A 16,595-nucleotide genomic window follows, 5' to 3' on the forward strand; every position below is an offset into this window, starting at 1 on the left:
AGCTCGGATGGACGTGCTACTTCACGGAAGGCACCTCAGTAAATCCTTTGCGTTCTTTTGCGGCTATTCCGAAAGGGTTGCTTGGGTGATGCGCCCTTCTTCCACGGTGAGCACTTCATCGCAGATGGTCTGCAGTTCCTTCTGTGAATGGGTCACATAGATCATGGGAAGGTGCAGGTCCTCACGGATGCTGAGCAGGTAGGGAAGGATCTTTTCCTTCAGGCGAACGTCGAGGCTGGAGAGCGGTTCATCGAGCAGGAGAATTTGTGGTGAGGCGAGGAGGGCGCGACCGAGGGCAACGCGTTGTTTCTCACCACCGGAGAGGTTGTGCACGCGGCGGGTGAGGAGAGGTCGTATCTCCAGCAGGTCGATGACGTGATCTGCGTGGCTCGTGGCGGAGCCGTTGGGGCGATGGCCGTAGTACAGGTTCGCGCGTGTGCTGAGGTGGGGGAAGAGGGCGAGGTCTTGCGGTACATAGCCCACGCGGCGGAGCTCGGGAGCGAGGTTTACTCTGGCTGCGGTGTCGCACAGCACGTGATCATTCAGCACGATGCGTCCGGAGGCGGGGCGGCGCAGGCCGGCGATGATTTCGATGAGCGAGGTCTTGCCTGCACCTGAAGGGCCGCGAATGCCAGTGACCGGCGCGGTGAGGGTAAGGTCTGCTTTGAGCGAGAATTCGGACAGAGGCAGGCTGACGTTCTCGAGCTGGAGCTTCAGCGTCATGGCGCGCGCCTCCTGCGTGAAAGCGTTTCGCTAATCCATAGCGCGATGAAGGCCATGATGACGGCGACCACCAGTAGCTTCATGGCTTCATGGTCGTGCCCGGTCTGCACGTGCTGGTAGATGACGAGGGAGATGGTGGAGGTTTCTCCCTGAATGAAACCTGCCACCATGATGGTGGCGCCGAATTCGCCGAGCGCTCTCGCAAAGGCCAGCACCACCCCGGCGGCAAGTCCGCGACGCGCGAGAGGAAGCGTGATGGTCCAGAAGACGCGCCAGGGGCTCGCACCCAAGGTGCGTGCAATGCCTTCAAGCCGCACCGGTACTTCTTCAATCGCGGTGCGCAGGGAGCGCACCAGCAGAGGGAAGGACATCACCCCGAGCGCGATGAGCACGGCCTTCCATGTGAAAACGATGTCCACGTGGAAGCTCTCATGCAGCCAGCCTCCGATGGGGCCGCGGCGGCCGAGGAGTTTCAGCAGAATCAAACCCGTGGCTACTGGAGGCAGCACCAGCGGCAGGGCCACGAAGGTCTCCACCAGAGACTTGCCGGGCCACTCTTTCCTCGCCAGCAACCACGCGACCGCCACGCCGGGCGGCAGGATCAGCAGCACACTCAGGGCGGATACCCATGTAGTGAGCCAGATCGTCTGCCACTCTTCGGCGGTCATGCAGTGTTACCCATGGCGGTTGCCATGAGTGATTTCAAGCCTCGGGCAGTACCACGAAACCAAACTTCTCAAATACAGCCTTTGCTTCGGGGGTATCGAGGAAGTCCAGATACGCCTTCGCAGCGTCCGCATGGGTTGAGCTTTTCAGTGCAGCCATGGGATAGGTGATGACGGGGCCTTCGCTGGCGGGCACTTCGAAGGCGATTTTCACCTTCTTCGAGATGGCCGCATCGGTCTTGTAGACGATGCCGGCGTCCACGTTGCCGGACTCCACGGCGGCGAGGCAGGCGCGCACGTTTTCCGTGGCGATGACCTTGGACTCGATCTTGTCCCAGAGGCTCAGCTTGGTGAGCCACTCCTTGCCGTAGATGCCAGCAGGCACAGCCTTGGGATCGGCGAAGGCGATCTTGGCCACACTGGACTCGGCCAAGGTTTTGCCTCCAGCGATTTGCAGCTTGCTGTCGGATGGCACCACCACCACGAGGGCGTTGGAGAGCTGGTTCTCCTTCGTGGCCGCGTTCACCAGGCCTTTCTTTTCCAGGCCCTCCATCTTCGCCAGGTCGGCGGAGATGAAGACGTCCGAGGGAGCGCCTTCTTCAATCTGGCGGGCGAGCTGGCTGGAGGCACCGAGGTTCAGCTCGATCTTGCCGCCGGTCTTCTTCTCGTACAGGCCGTGAATCTTTTTCAGCGCGTCGGCGAGACTCGCTGCGGCGGAAACACGGAGGGTGGGAGTCTGGGCCTGCATGGTGGTAGTCGTGACCAGGGGCAGGAGGACGCCCGCGGCCAGGACGGCGCGGGAGAGGAAGGTCGATCTATTCATAGGATGATATCGATCAAAGTGGAGGTTTCGCGTGGCTAGAAATTGAAGGTCGCCTGCACGTAGACCCAGTCCGCACCGGTCGTGCCGCCATTGGCCGGCACGCGGCCCACGGAGCTCTTGATATAGTCGCCGGGGAAGAAATGGCCATAGCCAACTTGCAGGTCGGACCATGGGGTGGGGGAGTAGCGCACAATCAGGTCGATCTCGGAGCCCACGTAGGAGTCGAAGCTGGGGTTCCTGCCGTAGCCATTCGCATTGCGGCCGGAGCCGGATTCCGGGTAGAAGAAATCATTCGTATCCGCCAGCCAGAAGAGCAGGTAGTCCAGGGAGACGGTGAGCTTTTTCGTGGGCTTGATGGAGAAGGAGACGCGCGGGCTGTTGGTGTTGCGCAGGCCCGTAAGGTCCATCAGACCGTAGAAGCGGTGGTTCGTGCCGAAGAGCTGCTCAAAGGTTTCCTGCTTCCCGTCGTTCGGGTCGCCGTCGCCGGAGCCATAGTCATAACCCAAGCCGACGCGAGGCTTTCCCCACGCCTGGTCAAAGGTGTATCCGAAACTGCCGGTGATGGCATAGGATTGCAGGTCGAGTTCACGACCGCCGCTCACCACATCACCAAACTGGCCTGCGCTTTCGAAGGTGAAGTCCCAGTTCCCAAATGCCTTCGGCAGCGACTTGATACGCACGCCGTAGGTGTACACGTCACGCTCGGAAGGGCCGCCAATGCCCGGAGCAATGGCATTCGGAGAGCCGGAGTCCACATTACGCGCGAGGAAGAAGGCTTGTGTCTCCAGCGTGCTCACGATTTCCTGGGAGGAGGCGTAGATGCCGGAGAAGAGATCCTCGTCGTTGGATTCATTGAAGTAGTCGTCGCGGGGGATGACCACGTTCGAAGCAAAGAGGTCAATCCAGGTCGCCTTTCCCAGGCTCCAGCGCAGGTTCACCGCATCGAAGCTGCGGCCTGTATTGCTCCAGTCGCCAATGCCGATGAATCGTTCATCGCCGTAGAGCATTTCCTGACGACCCACTTTCAAGATGAGCGGGAAGAGCTTCGGGTCACCGAGCTGGATGTAGGCCTGGTGGAGGTCGAACACGTCTTCATCCTGGCTGGGGTCACGCTCGTCAGAAGCAACCTGGGCGCCGCGGCCCTGCACGAAGACCTTCAGCCAGCTCTCCGGTTGCCAGCCCACGTGGACCTTCTCGCGGAAGAGGAAGTAGTCGTTGCTGTTGTTCTGCCCGCGGCTGATGAAGTCGCGGTTGGGGAAGGAGCCGGCATCGTCCCTCAACTCATAGCGGGTACGGAACTGCACGCCGAGGTCCCACTCGCTGAAGGCGGGGGACTGGGTGCGCAGGTAGTCGTTGAGCAGACCGGCACTGACGGGCTCCTTCACGGGAGGAAGGACGGGAGCCTTGGGAGAAGCGGCGGGTTCACCTGCCCAGAGGCAGGTGGCGGAGAGCAGCAGGGCAGAGGCGCTGATTTTTAGGATCGTCATGATTGGGAGTCGATGGGTGCGTGTGCAATGAGAAGCGGGCAGGGTCGGATACGGCTTTCGATATACTCAGTCAAATATATCGATGGTGAATTGGGTTCATGGATGTCATGATGTGACGTCGTCAGCTCGCGCCCTTGCTCTCCGGATGCCTGGTGGCGACCCGGGGAGCTAGAAGGCCTTCCTTCCCGCGACGAAGTGCAGGCCCCGACCGATCAGTCCCAGTGACGGATTCCAAACGGAATAGACGTCCAGGTGGACGAGGCCAGCGCCGCGCAAAGCGTCCATCACGTCCCAGCCAAAGACCTGGTAGCAAAGACAACCGTCGGCATTGATGGGATCGCCATGATACTCTGGAGGCTGGTGATGGATGATTTCGCCTAGGGGTGACACCGTGGCCCGCACCAGCATCTTCGTGGCTGCGAGGTCGAATGGAAACGAAGCCCAGAACAGCCCGCCCGGTTTAAGGACCCTTGCAAACTCCCGGATGGCGGCACCCCAATCAGGCACATGTTCCAGGACCTCAAAGGTGAGGAGCGCATCAAACGACTCGTCTTCGAAGGTCAGTGAGGTGACATCTTCATGGCGGATCCCCTGGGCGGATTCGCTGCCCTTTGAAGTGCCATCACTCAAGTATTCTGAGCCCATCGCGTCGGGATAGGCCTGTTTCAGCTGCTGGAAGAAAGCGGTGACCTGCTCAGTGGCATAGATCTTCGGTTTGGTATGGGGCGGTGCAACGTTCAGCAGAAACTGGAGGGCAGCCCTCAGTCTGGTATTGAGTCCGCAGGTCCGGCACTGCATTTTTTCTCGCCAGGCGGGTCCGCGCTCATCTGCCCACTGGGAGTCGACCTCAAAAACGGCATCTGCCCGGCACACGCCGCAGCGAGCGGACGTCCCAAAGCTGTCGCGCCTGGCCCATAGCGCCGCCTCAAACGCGCGCTCGGCCTCGTACTCCGCCTTGTGAAGGCGCTGATCCTCCCAGTAGTCCTCGTAACATGCGAATTTCTTCCACCCTGCTGTGGCCACTGGCTCCAGATGACCGAGGTGGCTTTGCAGGGACGCAATCTTCTCGCGGGCCCTGTCCCGTTGTTGGGCAGCCTTGTCCCGCTGGACTTTCAGGTTCGCCAGCTTGTCGGCTTCATCAGGCCGTGGGCGCTTGTCGTCTGCTGGCTTGGATGAGATTTTTCCAAACATGAGTCACTCTGGAAGTGTTAGGAGACGGGCGACAGGGATGGGACCGCCTTTGAGAGAGCGCATTCCATGAGGGCCGCAGCCTGGCAAGCTCAGGAAGATTCAAAGAGCGTTCCGCAGCCGCTTCCTGAGCTTGTCCCACGTGGTGCGCGTAGCCGCCAGGGTTTCTGCTTCCAGTTTCTGATAGAGGCTGAGCACTTCCTGCCCAGTCTCCGTGAGCGTGGCGCCTCCCTTTTCGCTGCCACCGCGGGAGGATGACACGAGCGGTTCGCGGAAACCTTCGTTCATGGCCTTCACATGGAGCCAGGCCCGATTGTAGGACATGTCCATGCGTCGCGCGGCTTCTGAAATGGAACCGGTCTCGGCAATGTGGCCCAGCAACTCCGCCTTGCCCGGACCGAGCACGAGGTCATCCCCACGGTACATGCGGAAGCGCGGGTAGAGCCGCGGTTTCTTGGAGACGGAGGCGGATTTCTTTGCGGCAGCCACGGGACTTGGGTAAGGGGGGCAGGTAGCGGCCTGATATCCGGCTACTTTGGCAGCTTGTTGAAATCAAAGGTGCAGCAGCCGAGGTCCAGCACGTTGTTGTGATCGCTCAAGTGGCTGCGGAAATCCTCCGCCAGGGAGTAGAGACGCTGCTGGCCCTGCTTCTCTGTCTGGAGCAGGCCGGCCTCGCGGAGCACACGGAGGTGCTTGGAGACATTGTACTGCGTGATATCCAGCGATTCTGCGATTTCATTCACACTTCGCTCCTTTTTCAGAAGCATGCGCACCATGCGCATCCTGTTTTCCTCACCGAGCGCTTTGAGGGCGTGAATGCAGTCGAACTTTTTCACAGGGGGACTTCTAACGCAATTGCGGGAAATCGGCAAGTCCGTCGGTGCGTGCAATGGCGGGAAACGAAAATGTTCTGAAAGTCTCGAAACAGCTTGCCGCACCAGTGCGTATTTATTTATATGCGCAGATAGGCATATTAAGGCTCTCCCCATGTGGCCTGAACCTGCCTGTCGTGCACACGTCACATCATTGCATCACACGCTCCCTCATGAAACAGCATCTCGCCTGTGCCTCCCTGGCTCTCGCCGTCCTTTGCGGCTCCCTCTCCGCCACCCCCAGCGGTCTGAACAACATCCCGACAGCCGACGTCACCCCCATGGGCGTGGGCGTCATCCAGGCATTCTCGAACTTCGGCAATGATGTCGATTCGGATTTCAACCTGGGCTTCAAGACGGGTCTGGACATCTTTGGCCAGAAGTTCGAAATCGGCGGCGACTCCCACATCCTTCCGGACAAGGGCGGCCCGGTGGTGTTCCAGGCGAAGTACTCGCTTCCTTTTGGTGAAGGGCTGCCCACGCTCGGCGTCGGTGTGGCGAATATCGCCCTCGGCAGTGATGACCGCGATCGCGCAGGCGATCCCTTCACATACGTGGTCCTCTCCCATGATTTTGATGGGATGTTCCGGGCTCACGCCGGTTACGGCTTCCAGACGGACAACAACTCTGTGCTGCTCGGTCTGGACAAGACTTTCAAGGTGCTGGAGCGCGACCTCGTGCTGCGCACGGACCTGATTCAGATCCAGGATGAGTCCGACTGGATGGCCAGCTTCGGCTTCCTGTATGCCCTTCACGAGCACGTGGTGCTGGAGTCCTGGATGAGCCAGCCCTTCGACGATGGGGATCCCATCTTCACCGTGAAGCTGAATTTCGTCCTGAAATTCTGACATCCGCCCACCCCCGAAAAAACAGACAGTCATTGCCATCGATTGAACCCATGAAACCCAGACCCAAGACACTCGCTCTTCTGGCTGCCACAGCCCTTTTCGCAGGCTTTGCCGGCAGCGCCTCGGCTGAAATCGGCATCATCTCGCCGGAAGAAGCCAAGAAGCTCATTGAGACCTCCGACGCGGCCAAGCGCCCCATCGTGCTGGACACCCGCGGCGGTTACAAGGATTACTTCCGCGGCCACCTGCCTACGGCGCATCACATCAACTTCGACACCCTGCGTGGCACGGACCACGCGGTGCCGGTGCAGTATCTTCCGGCGGACATCACCAAGGCACTGCTGCTCCGAGCGGGCGCGACGGCGGGCCGCACCCATATCATCTACGCCACGGGCGAGCAGCTTCCGAACGATGAGATCCTGAGCGCCAGCATGGTCGCCTTCGTGCTGGAGAAGTACGGCATCGACGACATCAAGATCGTGGACGGTGGCCTTCCTGCCTGGAAGGCGGCGGGTTTCCAGGCCATCCAGGACTACTACGGCAATCCCGCAGGCAAGCTGCCCAAGAAGGGCAATCCTGAAGTGGCCCTGACTGTCGAGGATGTGCTGGCGAAGAAGGACAAACCCGGCCACATCCTCGTGGATGCGCGTCCCATGAATGAATACCTCGGCCAGGATGAAGTGTGGCTGCGCAAAGGGCACATCCCCGGCGCGATCAGCTTCCACTGGGCGAAGCTCATGGAGAAGGACAACACGCACAAGTTCAAGAAGTACGAGGACGTGAAGGCCGAACTCGAAGCGGCCGGCATCACCAAGGACAAGGAAATCCTCTGCTACTGCGGCACTTCGCGAGAGGGCAGCTTGCTGCGCTTCTACCTGAAATACGTGGCCGGCTATCCCAAGGTGGGCCTCTACGAAGGTGCCTGGAAGGAATACGTGTGGCTCAAGGACAAGTCTCTGCCCGCGGAGACCACCGAGAGCAAGGTGAAGTAACCTGACCTTCTGCCGGCACTGGTCTGGTGTTGGTGTTCTCAGCATGCCCCGTCGCGCTGGTGAGCGGCGGGGCATGCTGCTTTTGTTTGGAGGGCCGGAGATGGTGTTTGGCCGCGTGTCACAAGGACTTTGCCGGAAGGCCATACCGTGCGTATCCTTGGGATAGATGTATTCCGAGTCAGGCATCGCTTCCGTCGCCACCATGGCATCCCCCGTGGTGCGGGATGGGCTTGGCCGTGCGCTGACAGACCTGCGCCTCTCTGTGACCGACCGGTGCAACTTCCGCTGTACCTACTGCATGCCGAAGGAGCTCTTTGGCGCTTCGCATGCATTCCTTCCGAAGTCTGAGATTCTCTCGTTTGAAGAGCTGACCCGCATTGCCCGTGTGTTTGTGGGCCTGGGCGTGGAGAAGATACGGCTCACGGGTGGAGAGCCCCTGCTGCGTCGCGAGCTGGATGTGCTGATTGCGAACCTGGCCTCCATTCCGGGTCTGCAGGATCTCACGCTTACGACGAATGGTTCCGCGCTGGTGAGTCTGGCACCCGCCCTGCGTGCGGCCGGATTGAGCCGGCTCACCGTGAGTGTGGACGCGCTGGATGATGTGGTATTCCGCGCGATGAATGACGTGGATTTCCCCGTGGACCGCGTGCTGGCAGGTATTGACGCAGCGCTGGAGGCGGGTTTTGGCCCCATCAAGATCAACACCGTAGTGAAACGTGGCGTGAATGAGCAGGAGATTCTTCCCCTCGTGCGCCGCTTCCGCGGACCCCAGTACGTGCTCCGCTTTATTGAGTACATGGATGTGGGCAACTCAAACGGCTGGCGCATGGAGCACGTGGTGCCTGCACGCGAGATTCTGGAGCGCATAGAGCGGGAATTTCCGCTGGAGACGCTTCCTGCGCATGCTCCGTCCGAAGTGGCACGGCGCTACCGGCACCTGGACGGGGGAGGCGAGATTGGTGTGATTGCCTCGGTCACCGCGCCGTTCTGTCGTGGTTGCACGCGTGCGCGGGTCTCCTCAGATGGGAAACTGTACACCTGTCTGTTCAATGGCCATGGACATGACCTGAGGAGCCTCCTGCGGGACGGCGCTACGGATCTGGAGCTGGCGGACTTCGTGCGCGGTGTCTGGCGGGTGAGGGATGACCGCTACAGCGAGCTGCGCGCTCACCTGCCGCCTCAGACGGCGAAGGCAGAGATGTCTCATCTCGGAGGATGACTTGACCACCTGACTTGGGCCAGCCAGTTTGGCCATGCGCACGTGGCGCATTCCGGATGGATTGGACGAACTGGCACCAACTCTACGATGCGGGCATGGGCATCTCGGCGCGATTGCGTCTGGTGGAGGAACAGCTTCGCGCCGCTGTGGAAGCCTGCCAACCGGGCCCTGTGCGAATCCTCAGCATCTGCGCGGGTGACGGACGGGACATCTTCGGAGCCTTTGCCGGACATCCTCGCAGCCAGGATGTCCATGCGGTGCTCATCGATACGGATGCGGCGGGTCTCCAGCGCGCGGAAACATGGGCCGTGGAGGCTGGCATGGGTGGGAGAATCCAGACCCTTTGTGCCGATGCCACTTCAGGGGCGAACTACCGTGGTGTGACTCATGCGGACATTGTTCTCGTCTCCGGTGTCCTGGCACACGTGAGCGAGGCCAGCATTCCGGGCCTCATCCAAAGCCTGCCCATGCTCCTGCAAACGGGTGGCTGGCTGATATGGAACCGGCATCTAGTGCTGAATCGTGGCAGCGAGCATGTGTCTCTGCTCCGCGATTTGCTGCGCTCCACCGGGTTCAAGGAAGAGGTCTATGAGTTGACTTCGCCGAAGGGATTTGCCGTGAGTTCCGCCCGCTATCATGGTGCCATGCTGCCGCTGGATGAGCAGAGGGTGCTCTTCGATTTCGTGGGCCTGGATCGGCTGCAGAAGGAGGCCAAGCCGCCACAGGAGTGGGCAGATACCTTCGATGCCGTCGATGACTCGCGAGAGACGCTGGTGGGACTGTTTGAGCAGATGGTGGCGGTGCATCCGAATTACCCGGCGCTTTCATCAGACACTTGGTCGTTTGATTATGAAAAGCTGGACCATGCCGCGAACCGCCTGGCCGCGGAGTTGCTGGGCATGGGAGGTTCGCCTGGGGATCGGGTGGCAATCCTGATGAACCATGATGCGCCCCTCGCCGCTGCTGTGCTGGGCGTGCTCAAGGCGGGCCGGATTGTGGTGGTGTTGAATCCCGCAGAGCCAACCGCCCGTCATGCGCAGGTATGTGCAGACTGTGCTCCCGCGTGCATCATCACGGATGCGGATCACCATGCTGGAGCAGTCGCATTGGCGCATCATCCGAAGAGTGTGCTGCTCGTGCAGGAGCAACTTGCCGGACCGCCGGCACCTGCTCCGGAGATGCTCATTTCACCCGATGACGTCGCGTTCATCATCTACACATCGGGAACTACAGGCCGCCCGAAGGGCGTGATGCAGACGCATGCCAATATCGTCCACAACGCGCAGAGGCTCTCGCGGACCATGGGGTTGGGGCCGGGGGAGAGGGTGCTGCTGCTGGCCTCACTGAGTGGAGGATTGGGACTGAGCACAGCGTGGTGTGGCCTGCTGCATGGTGCCTGTGTGTGCCCCTTTCCCACGGCCATCGTGGGCGTGACGGGACTGGAGGCATGGATGAAGCTGCAATCCATCACGGTCTATGTCTCATCCGCTTCCATTTTCCGGAGTTTCATGCGCACGCTCGCGGAGGGAGCGGCCTTTCCGCAGGTGAGGATGGTGCGCATCGCCTCTGAACGGGCGACCTCCGAGGACTTCGCCTTGTTCCGCCGACACTTTGCGGATGAGTGCCTGCTGCTTCACACGCTTTCCTCTTCGGAAACTGGGAACATCACGCAGATGATGTTCCGAAAAAACGATGTCGTGACCGATGGTCCCCTGCCAGTAGGGCGGCCTGCGAATGGGGTCGGTCTGCTGGTGGTGGACGAACAGGGCCGCGAAGTGCCGCGAGGAAAGGACGGTGAGATCGTGGTGCAGAGCCGCCGCCTCTCACCGGGCTATTGGGGTGATGCGGGCCTGACCGCAAAATGTTTTTCCACAGCCGCAGGAGGTCTGCGGGAGTTTCGTGGAGGTGACCGCGGCAGGTGGGATGCTGAGGGCAATCTCGTGTTCCTGGGGCGTCAGGACCATCAGGTGAAGATTCATGGATTCCGTGTCGAGCTTGCGGAGGTCGAAGCGGAATTGCTGCGCGAGCCTGGCGTAGCAGAGGCCGTAGTGCGTCCAGAAGTTTTGAACTTCGGGGAAACGGGGCTGGTGGCTTTTGTGGTCCCCTCTGCGGAGGCCGCATGCACCGAAGATGGACTGCGCCGGGCCCTGGCAAACCGGCTGCCCGGTCCGATGATTCCCTCGATCATCGTGCTCATGGAGAGCCTGCCGCTCACGTCGCATGGGAAAGTCGATCGTTCCTCGCTGGCAGCGATGGTGCGAGCAGGGACGAGGTGGGAGGCTGGGGACATTGAGGCGCCAGCGACAGAAGCGGAGAAAGCCCTCGCCCGCATCTGGGAGGAAGTCTTTGAGGTGAAGGCGGTGGGTCGGGAAGCGGACTTTTTCCGAATGGGCGGCGACTCCCTTACGGCGACGGTGATTGCTGCCAGAGTGGATGGCGCGTTGCGAGTGAGGCTGGAGTTGAAGGTCTTTTCCGAACATCCGACCCTGGCTGCGCTGGCGGCTGAGATAGAGCGTCGGCGGGCAGTGGGTGCCGAGTCTGCGGAGCCATCGGGTCCCGTGCGGGTTCGAAGAGATGGGCCGCTGCCACTTTCATTCCAGCAGGAGCGTGCCTGGCGTTTTTCCCAGACTCCGGAAGGGGCCTTGGGATACGTCTTGCGAGCGTGCTATCGACTGACTGGTCCGCTGAATGCCCTGGTCTTGCAGGACAGCCTCACGTACCTGGTGCGGCGGCATGAAATTCTGCGGACGACCATCGAGCTGGTAGATGGAATGCCCATGCAGATCATTCGGCCGCCTTCCAGAGTGCCGCTCCCGCTTGAAGATGTCAGCGGCAGCGCGGATGCGCACGCTGCGGCGAGCGACATCGTGACCCGGGAGAGGCATCGACCGTTTGGTTTTGCTACCGGGCCCTTGTTGAGGTTCACCTTGATCCGGCTGGGAGAGCAGGAGCACTGGCTGCTGAGGGTGAATCACCACATCATCTCAGATGGTCCCTCCTGGGATATTTTCATGAGGGAGTTCAAGGTCGTCTTTGGGCAGTTGAGCCAGAATGAGGAGCCTGCCTTGCCCGCCAAAACCCTCCAGTATGCGGACTACGCGGTGTGGCAGCGGAGCCATTTTCAGAAAGGCTCGCCTGCATGGGAGGGGCTGGTGGAGAAATGGACAACCTTGCTGAGTGGTGCGCCACCCGCGCCAACGCTGTCATTCCGCCGCATGGAGCCGGAGCCCTATGCCGACCCGCGCGATGGATTTCTTTCGGTGACGCTGTCCGACGCATGTTCGCGAAATCTGGAAGCGATGGCGATGGAATGGCGAACCACCTCCTATGTGTTGCGCCTGGCGGCATTCGTGGCAGTGATCGCCATGGACGGGTGGCAGGAGGAACTGGTGGTGGGTGTGTACATCACCGACCGGGACAGTCTGGCCGCGCAGGGCATGTTCGGATTCATGGCCAGCCTGGCGGCGCTTCGGTTGCGGTTTGATGCGGCTGAGACGTTTCGGGATTGGGTGAGTCGGGTCCAGCAGGCGGTGAGTGACGTGCAGGCGTGTTCCGGACTCGCCTTCGAAGACGTGTGCGAGGAGTTGCAGAGGCGCGGCATCGGGACCCCTGCGATCAACCTGATTGTGAAAGACGACAATGAAGAGGACCGTCTGAGCATGGGTGAGCTGGATGTTTCACGGGTACCGCCAGAGGGTCTGCGGACCGTGCTGCCAGCCATGCCGTGGGGGTTCACAGCTGCGTTCAAAGAGGAGGGGAAGGCCCAGCTCCTCCTGGCCAGGTTCGACGCCAGAATTTATGACCCTGCAGGGGTGCGGAGGACGATGGACCAATGGTCGCTGTTTCTTGATGCGGTGTCGTCAAACCCTGGCAAGTCCCTTGGGGGCCAATTGCAGGGTCTTGGGCCAACAGATGCGCAATCCCTGTGGGGGGATGATTTTTCAGGGTGATTTTGAACGATTCTCGTCTGCCGCTGTGGAACAAACTCGACGAAATATTGTTGCACCCCACCGCCCAGACGCTAGACTTCGCGCCACTTTTTCCGATCTGATGCTCAGGCATTGAGTGGAAATTGTGTCGGCTTTCGGTGTGCAATCCTTTTCCCCTTCCTGCCATGGCCAAGAAACCTGCAAAGACTACAGCCAAACCTTCCAAGTCCGCGAAGGCTGCCAAGCCGAAAGCGCCTGCCAAGAAGGCCGTGGTGAAAAAGACTGTCCCCAAAGCTTCCGCCAAGAAACCCGCTCCTGCCCCAAAGAAGGCCGCTACGGCACCGAAAAAGTCCGCGACATCGGCCAAGCACCCAACGGTGAAGGGCAAACCCCAATCCCCTGACGTGAAATCCAAAAAGAAAGAACCCGCCAAGCCAGCCGCGCCCGCCAGCAAGTCCAGCTCCAGCAGCAGCAGCAGCAGCAGCAAGACGACCAAAGCCGCCAAGACTCCTACTCCCGCCGCCAAGCCTGCGCCCGCGCCGGCTCCCGCTCCTGCGGCCAAGACGAACGGCAACACCAAGAGCGCCAGCAAGTCCGCCGCTCCTGCCAAGGCTCCGGCCCCGGCTCCCCAGTATTCCCCCCTGCCCAAGGTCATCAAGCAAAGCCCGCTTGAGGCTTCCGCTGACCTGGTGCTCAAGCCTGCCTACAATCCGAAGAAGCTGCCTCCTTTCTTCAAGAAACAGCATCAGCGCCTCATTGAGCTCCGCAGCGCCCTCTCCGACCTCATGGAAGGCATGGCCAAGGAAACCCTCCGCTCCCGTCCGGAGGGCAGCGACGCCTCCGTGGGCGGCATGCACATGGGTGATGCTGGCAGCGACGCGTATGACCGCGACTTCGCCCTGAGCATGCTCACCAAGGAACAGGACGCTCTGTACGAAATCAACGAAGCGCTTGAGCGCATGGACCGCGGTGTCTATGGCCTGTGTGAGCTCTCCGGCAAGAAAATCCCCGAGGAACGCCTCGAAGCCCTGCCCTACACCCGCTACACGCGTGAAATGCAGGAACAAATCGAGCGCGATCAGATGGGTGGAAAATTCCGTCGTCCCATCGTCCGCTCGGTGTTTGGCCTTGATGACGAAGGAGAAGGAGATGAGGACGATGAAGAGGGTGAAACCAAGGAGTCCAGCCCGACTGAATCCTCGCTTGACTTCATGAAAGAGTAGTCCACTCTACGCGCCCACTTTTTATGCCTCGCGATATCATCACCCTCGAATGCACTGAAGCTCGTCCGGCAGGGATGCCTCCCTCCCGTTACGTGACCACGCGCAACAAGAAGAGCCCGAACACACCTGGCCGTCTGGAGAAGGTGAAGTTCAATCCCTTCATGCGCAAGCGCACCCTGCATCGCGAAGTTCGCTAAGCGTGGGCCGTCGATTTCTCTCTTTCCCGTAGAACCTCATGCAACCGAAGACCAAAGAACGCCTGATCGCCTTCCGCAGGCACAATCGCAAGCTGCCCCGTCGCCGCATCGACCTCCCCGCGGAACAGATCACTTACAAGAATCCTGAGCTTCTCGCCAAGTTCTGTACGGAGACCGGTAAGATCCTTCCTCGCCGCGTCACTGGCGTGGCTGCATGGGTGCACCGCAAGATTACCAAGGAAATCAAGCGCGCCCGCGCCGTGAACCTCCTGAAGTAGTCGACTGCGGCTTCGCAAAGTCCCTTTGCTTTTGAAAAACGTTCCGGTCTCATGGCTGGAACGTTTTTTGTTCCACGACGAGACGCCATTCGATTCAGATGCCTGCTTCCAAGCTGCATGACACCCAAAACCAGAGCGATGCTCGGGGTATCCCGATTGATCGTGTCGGTGTGAAAGGACTGAGGTTCCCGCTCAAAATCCGGGACCGGGATCAGGCAGAGCAGAGCACCGTGGCCGTGGTGTCGCTTGCCGTGGATCTGCCGCACCATTTCAAGGGTACGCACATGTCCCGCTTTGTCGAGGTGCTGCACTCCCACGGGCAGGTGCTCACGGTGGCAGACATCGCTGGCATGCCGCGCGAGCTGCTCAAGAAGCTCCACGCGGACAAGGCGCACGTGGAGTTTCGTTTCCCATGGTTCCGCATGAAGAAGGCTCCCGCCACCAAGGCGGAAGGCCTCATGGACTATGGCATCATCTTCGAGGTCAATGCCGAGGGTGAGAAGGTGGACTTCGTGGTTACCGTGGAAGTGGCCGTCACGACTCTGTGCCCCTGCAGCAAGGCCATCAGCGTGCATGGAGCGCACAACCAGCGCGGAGTGGTCACTTTCTCTGTGCGCTTCACGAAGCCCGTGTGGATTGAGGAACTGGTGGAACTCGTGGAAGCCAGCGCCAGCAGCGAACTTTACAGCCTGCTCAAGCGTCCTGACGAGAAGGTCGTCACCGAGCGTGCCTATGAGAATCCTGTCTTCGTGGAGGACTTGGTGCGCAACGTGGCTCTCCGTGCGAAGCAGCATCCGCAGATCACCTGGTTCAAGGTGGAGGCGGAGAACTTCGAGAGTATCCACAATCACAACGCGTATGCGTTGATTGAGCAGACGGTGGAGCGGTAGAAGGAGGGGGCTTTGCGCGCGACTGTGTGGCTGACGCCATGGGCCGCGCAGTGGGACCTAAAACGCCCACGATGCAAACACGCGCCCTTCCCAGAGATCGAGGTCTTGCTGTCCGATACTCAGGTAGCCTGCGCTGGCCTCGATGACGACGGATCTTGTGATTAGCACCCGTGCTCCTGCGCGCACCGAACCACGCCATGGTGACGTGGAGGCAGTGGTGAAATCACTGGTGAGGATCACGCCATCGCCGGGTCGCTCGAACTCATACGTGACGCCCAGTTCCACATAGGGCACCAAGATCATGCCGTGCCGGGTGGAGATCGGCCTGTTGATTTCCACCGTCACCTCTGCCGCTCCATAGTCGAAGCGGTCCGCGCCCCGTGGTAGCTTGATGTCAAATGGTCCGATCAGCCCTTCCAGGTCATAGCCCCCGCTTTCATAGTGGGTGTAGGAGACTGTCGCCCTCGGTCGCAGGTTTAGGGTTCCGGCTTTGAAGTTTCCCGTCGCGCTCAATGAACCGGAATAGCGCTCGGTCGTGTAGTCACCCTCCAACTGCAACAACCGGATTTCGTTCTCCGAGCGCCCGTAACCAAAGGATGCATCGAGTGTCCACCTCGGTGAGACCTGACAGGTCAGATAAGGGCCTACGCTAAATCCCTCTGAATCGGTCTCCACAATGCCAGTCAAAGCTGTGGACTGGTAATCTTCGAAGGAACCCATCACTCCCAGCGTGAATGCGCTTCCGAGGCGCCGGTCAAAGCCGAACGTCATGGTGTGGCCGTCGCCCTCGCGTTGCAGTCCTTTCCGCTCGTCATTGCTGTGGGTGTAGCGACCGTCAAACCAGAGATTGTGGTAGGCATGCATTCCGGACAACTCCATGGCGGCATCTCTGCCTGCGAGGTAGTAGTAGGCGCCTGAACGGGGCACATAGTAGTAATAGCCATGACCCGGCACGTAAAAGTGGGTTCCGTCCGGTGGGAGGTCAGGCACTGGTGTAGGTGGTACCGGACCTGGTGGACTGGGGGGCACAGGCCTGGGAGGGCGAGGAAAGGGCCAATCCGGTAACGGGATGTACCCGGTTGGGTGGCGTTGTGGGATGTCAGGCAGGGGGATGTATCCCGTTGGGTGACGCTCTGGGATGTCCGGCAGCGGGATGTATCCAGTCGGGTGACGCCTTGGGATGTCCGGCAGCGGGATGTATCCAGTCGGGTGACGCCTTGGGATGTCCGGCAGCGGGATGTATCCAGTCGGGTGACGCCTT

Annotated in this window: 16 protein-coding genes; 8 read left to right on the forward strand and 8 right to left on the reverse strand. The window is 60.5% G+C overall.

The annotated features are described in order from the left end of the window. Positions 1-63: 63 nt before the first annotated feature. The 7 genes from DES53_RS04150 to DES53_RS33815 all read right to left on the reverse strand — a co-directional run bounded on the left by DES53_RS04150 (position 64) and on the right by DES53_RS33815 (position 5,875). Positions 64-723: an ATP-binding cassette domain-containing protein gene (locus DES53_RS04150; RefSeq protein ID WP_245958084.1), complete on the reverse strand. Its 660-nt coding sequence runs from the start codon at positions 721-723 to the stop codon at positions 64-66. Beyond that, positions 720-1,391, reverse strand: coding sequence for a molybdate ABC transporter permease subunit (gene modB / locus DES53_RS04155; RefSeq protein ID WP_113956916.1), 672 nt, complete (start codon positions 1,389-1,391; stop codon positions 720-722). Before modB ends, DES53_RS04150 begins: the two co-directional genes overlap by 4 nt. A gap of 34 nt (positions 1,392-1,425) precedes the next feature. After that, complete coding sequence (gene modA / locus DES53_RS04160; RefSeq protein WP_113956917.1) at positions 1,426-2,211, reverse strand: molybdate ABC transporter substrate-binding protein; 786 nt, start codon at positions 2,209-2,211, stop codon at positions 1,426-1,428. A gap of 35 nt (positions 2,212-2,246) precedes the next feature. Then, on the reverse strand, positions 2,247-3,698 hold the full coding sequence (locus DES53_RS04165; protein ID WP_113956918.1) for an alginate export family protein: 1,452 nt from the start codon (positions 3,696-3,698) through the stop codon (positions 2,247-2,249). Between the two features lie 168 nt (positions 3,699-3,866). Further along, positions 3,867-4,889, reverse strand: coding sequence for a class I SAM-dependent methyltransferase (locus DES53_RS33810; protein WP_113956919.1), 1,023 nt, complete (start codon positions 4,887-4,889; stop codon positions 3,867-3,869). 99 nt (positions 4,890-4,988) lie between these two features. Next, entirely contained in the window at positions 4,989-5,375 is a 387-nt protein-coding gene (locus tag DES53_RS04175) for a winged helix-turn-helix domain-containing protein (RefSeq protein ID WP_211325438.1), read from the reverse strand. Positions 5,376-5,416: 41 nt separating this feature from the next. After that, complete coding sequence (locus DES53_RS33815; RefSeq protein WP_281270117.1) at positions 5,417-5,875, reverse strand: ArsR/SmtB family transcription factor; 459 nt, start codon at positions 5,873-5,875, stop codon at positions 5,417-5,419. 56 nt (positions 5,876-5,931) lie between these two features. Here DES53_RS33815 and DES53_RS04185 point away from each other — a divergent pair, with 56 nt between their 5' ends. From DES53_RS04185 to folE2, 8 genes are all read left to right on the forward strand, one after another. Further along, positions 5,932-6,606, forward strand: coding sequence for a hypothetical protein (locus DES53_RS04185; RefSeq protein WP_113956921.1), 675 nt, complete (start codon positions 5,932-5,934; stop codon positions 6,604-6,606). 50 nt (positions 6,607-6,656) lie between these two features. After that, positions 6,657-7,598, forward strand: coding sequence for a sulfurtransferase (locus DES53_RS04190; RefSeq protein WP_113956922.1), 942 nt, complete (start codon positions 6,657-6,659; stop codon positions 7,596-7,598). A 202-nt stretch (positions 7,599-7,800) separates the two neighbouring features. Further along, positions 7,801-8,817, forward strand: a complete 1,017-nt coding sequence (gene moaA / locus DES53_RS04195) for a GTP 3',8-cyclase MoaA (protein ID WP_113957197.1) — start codon at positions 7,801-7,803, stop codon at positions 8,815-8,817. Between the two features lie 56 nt (positions 8,818-8,873). Next, a complete protein-coding gene (locus DES53_RS04200; protein WP_113956923.1) occupies positions 8,874-12,767 on the forward strand; it encodes an AMP-binding protein in 3,894 nt (1,297 codons plus the stop codon). A gap of 164 nt (positions 12,768-12,931) precedes the next feature. Next, entirely contained in the window at positions 12,932-13,969 is a 1,038-nt protein-coding gene (locus DES53_RS33820; protein ID WP_113956924.1) for a TraR/DksA family transcriptional regulator, read from the forward strand. Between the two features lie 23 nt (positions 13,970-13,992). Beyond that, complete coding sequence (gene rpmG / locus DES53_RS04210) at positions 13,993-14,166, forward strand: 50S ribosomal protein L33 (RefSeq protein ID WP_113956925.1); 174 nt, start codon at positions 13,993-13,995, stop codon at positions 14,164-14,166. A gap of 38 nt (positions 14,167-14,204) precedes the next feature. Next, positions 14,205-14,444, forward strand: coding sequence for a 30S ribosomal protein S18 (gene rpsR / locus DES53_RS04215; RefSeq protein WP_113956926.1), 240 nt, complete (start codon positions 14,205-14,207; stop codon positions 14,442-14,444). A gap of 98 nt (positions 14,445-14,542) precedes the next feature. After that, complete coding sequence (gene folE2 / locus DES53_RS04220; protein WP_113956927.1) at positions 14,543-15,334, forward strand: GTP cyclohydrolase FolE2; 792 nt, start codon at positions 14,543-14,545, stop codon at positions 15,332-15,334. 57 nt (positions 15,335-15,391) lie between these two features. Here folE2 and DES53_RS32765 read toward each other — a convergent pair whose 3' ends face one another. Further along, complete coding sequence (locus DES53_RS32765; RefSeq protein ID WP_170156840.1) at positions 15,392-16,324, reverse strand: autotransporter outer membrane beta-barrel domain-containing protein; 933 nt, start codon at positions 16,322-16,324, stop codon at positions 15,392-15,394. Positions 16,325-16,595: the final 271 nt, after the last annotated feature.

Source organism: Roseimicrobium gellanilyticum, from assembly GCF_003315205.1.
Taxonomy (GTDB): domain Bacteria; phylum Verrucomicrobiota; class Verrucomicrobiia; order Verrucomicrobiales; family Verrucomicrobiaceae; genus Roseimicrobium; species Roseimicrobium gellanilyticum.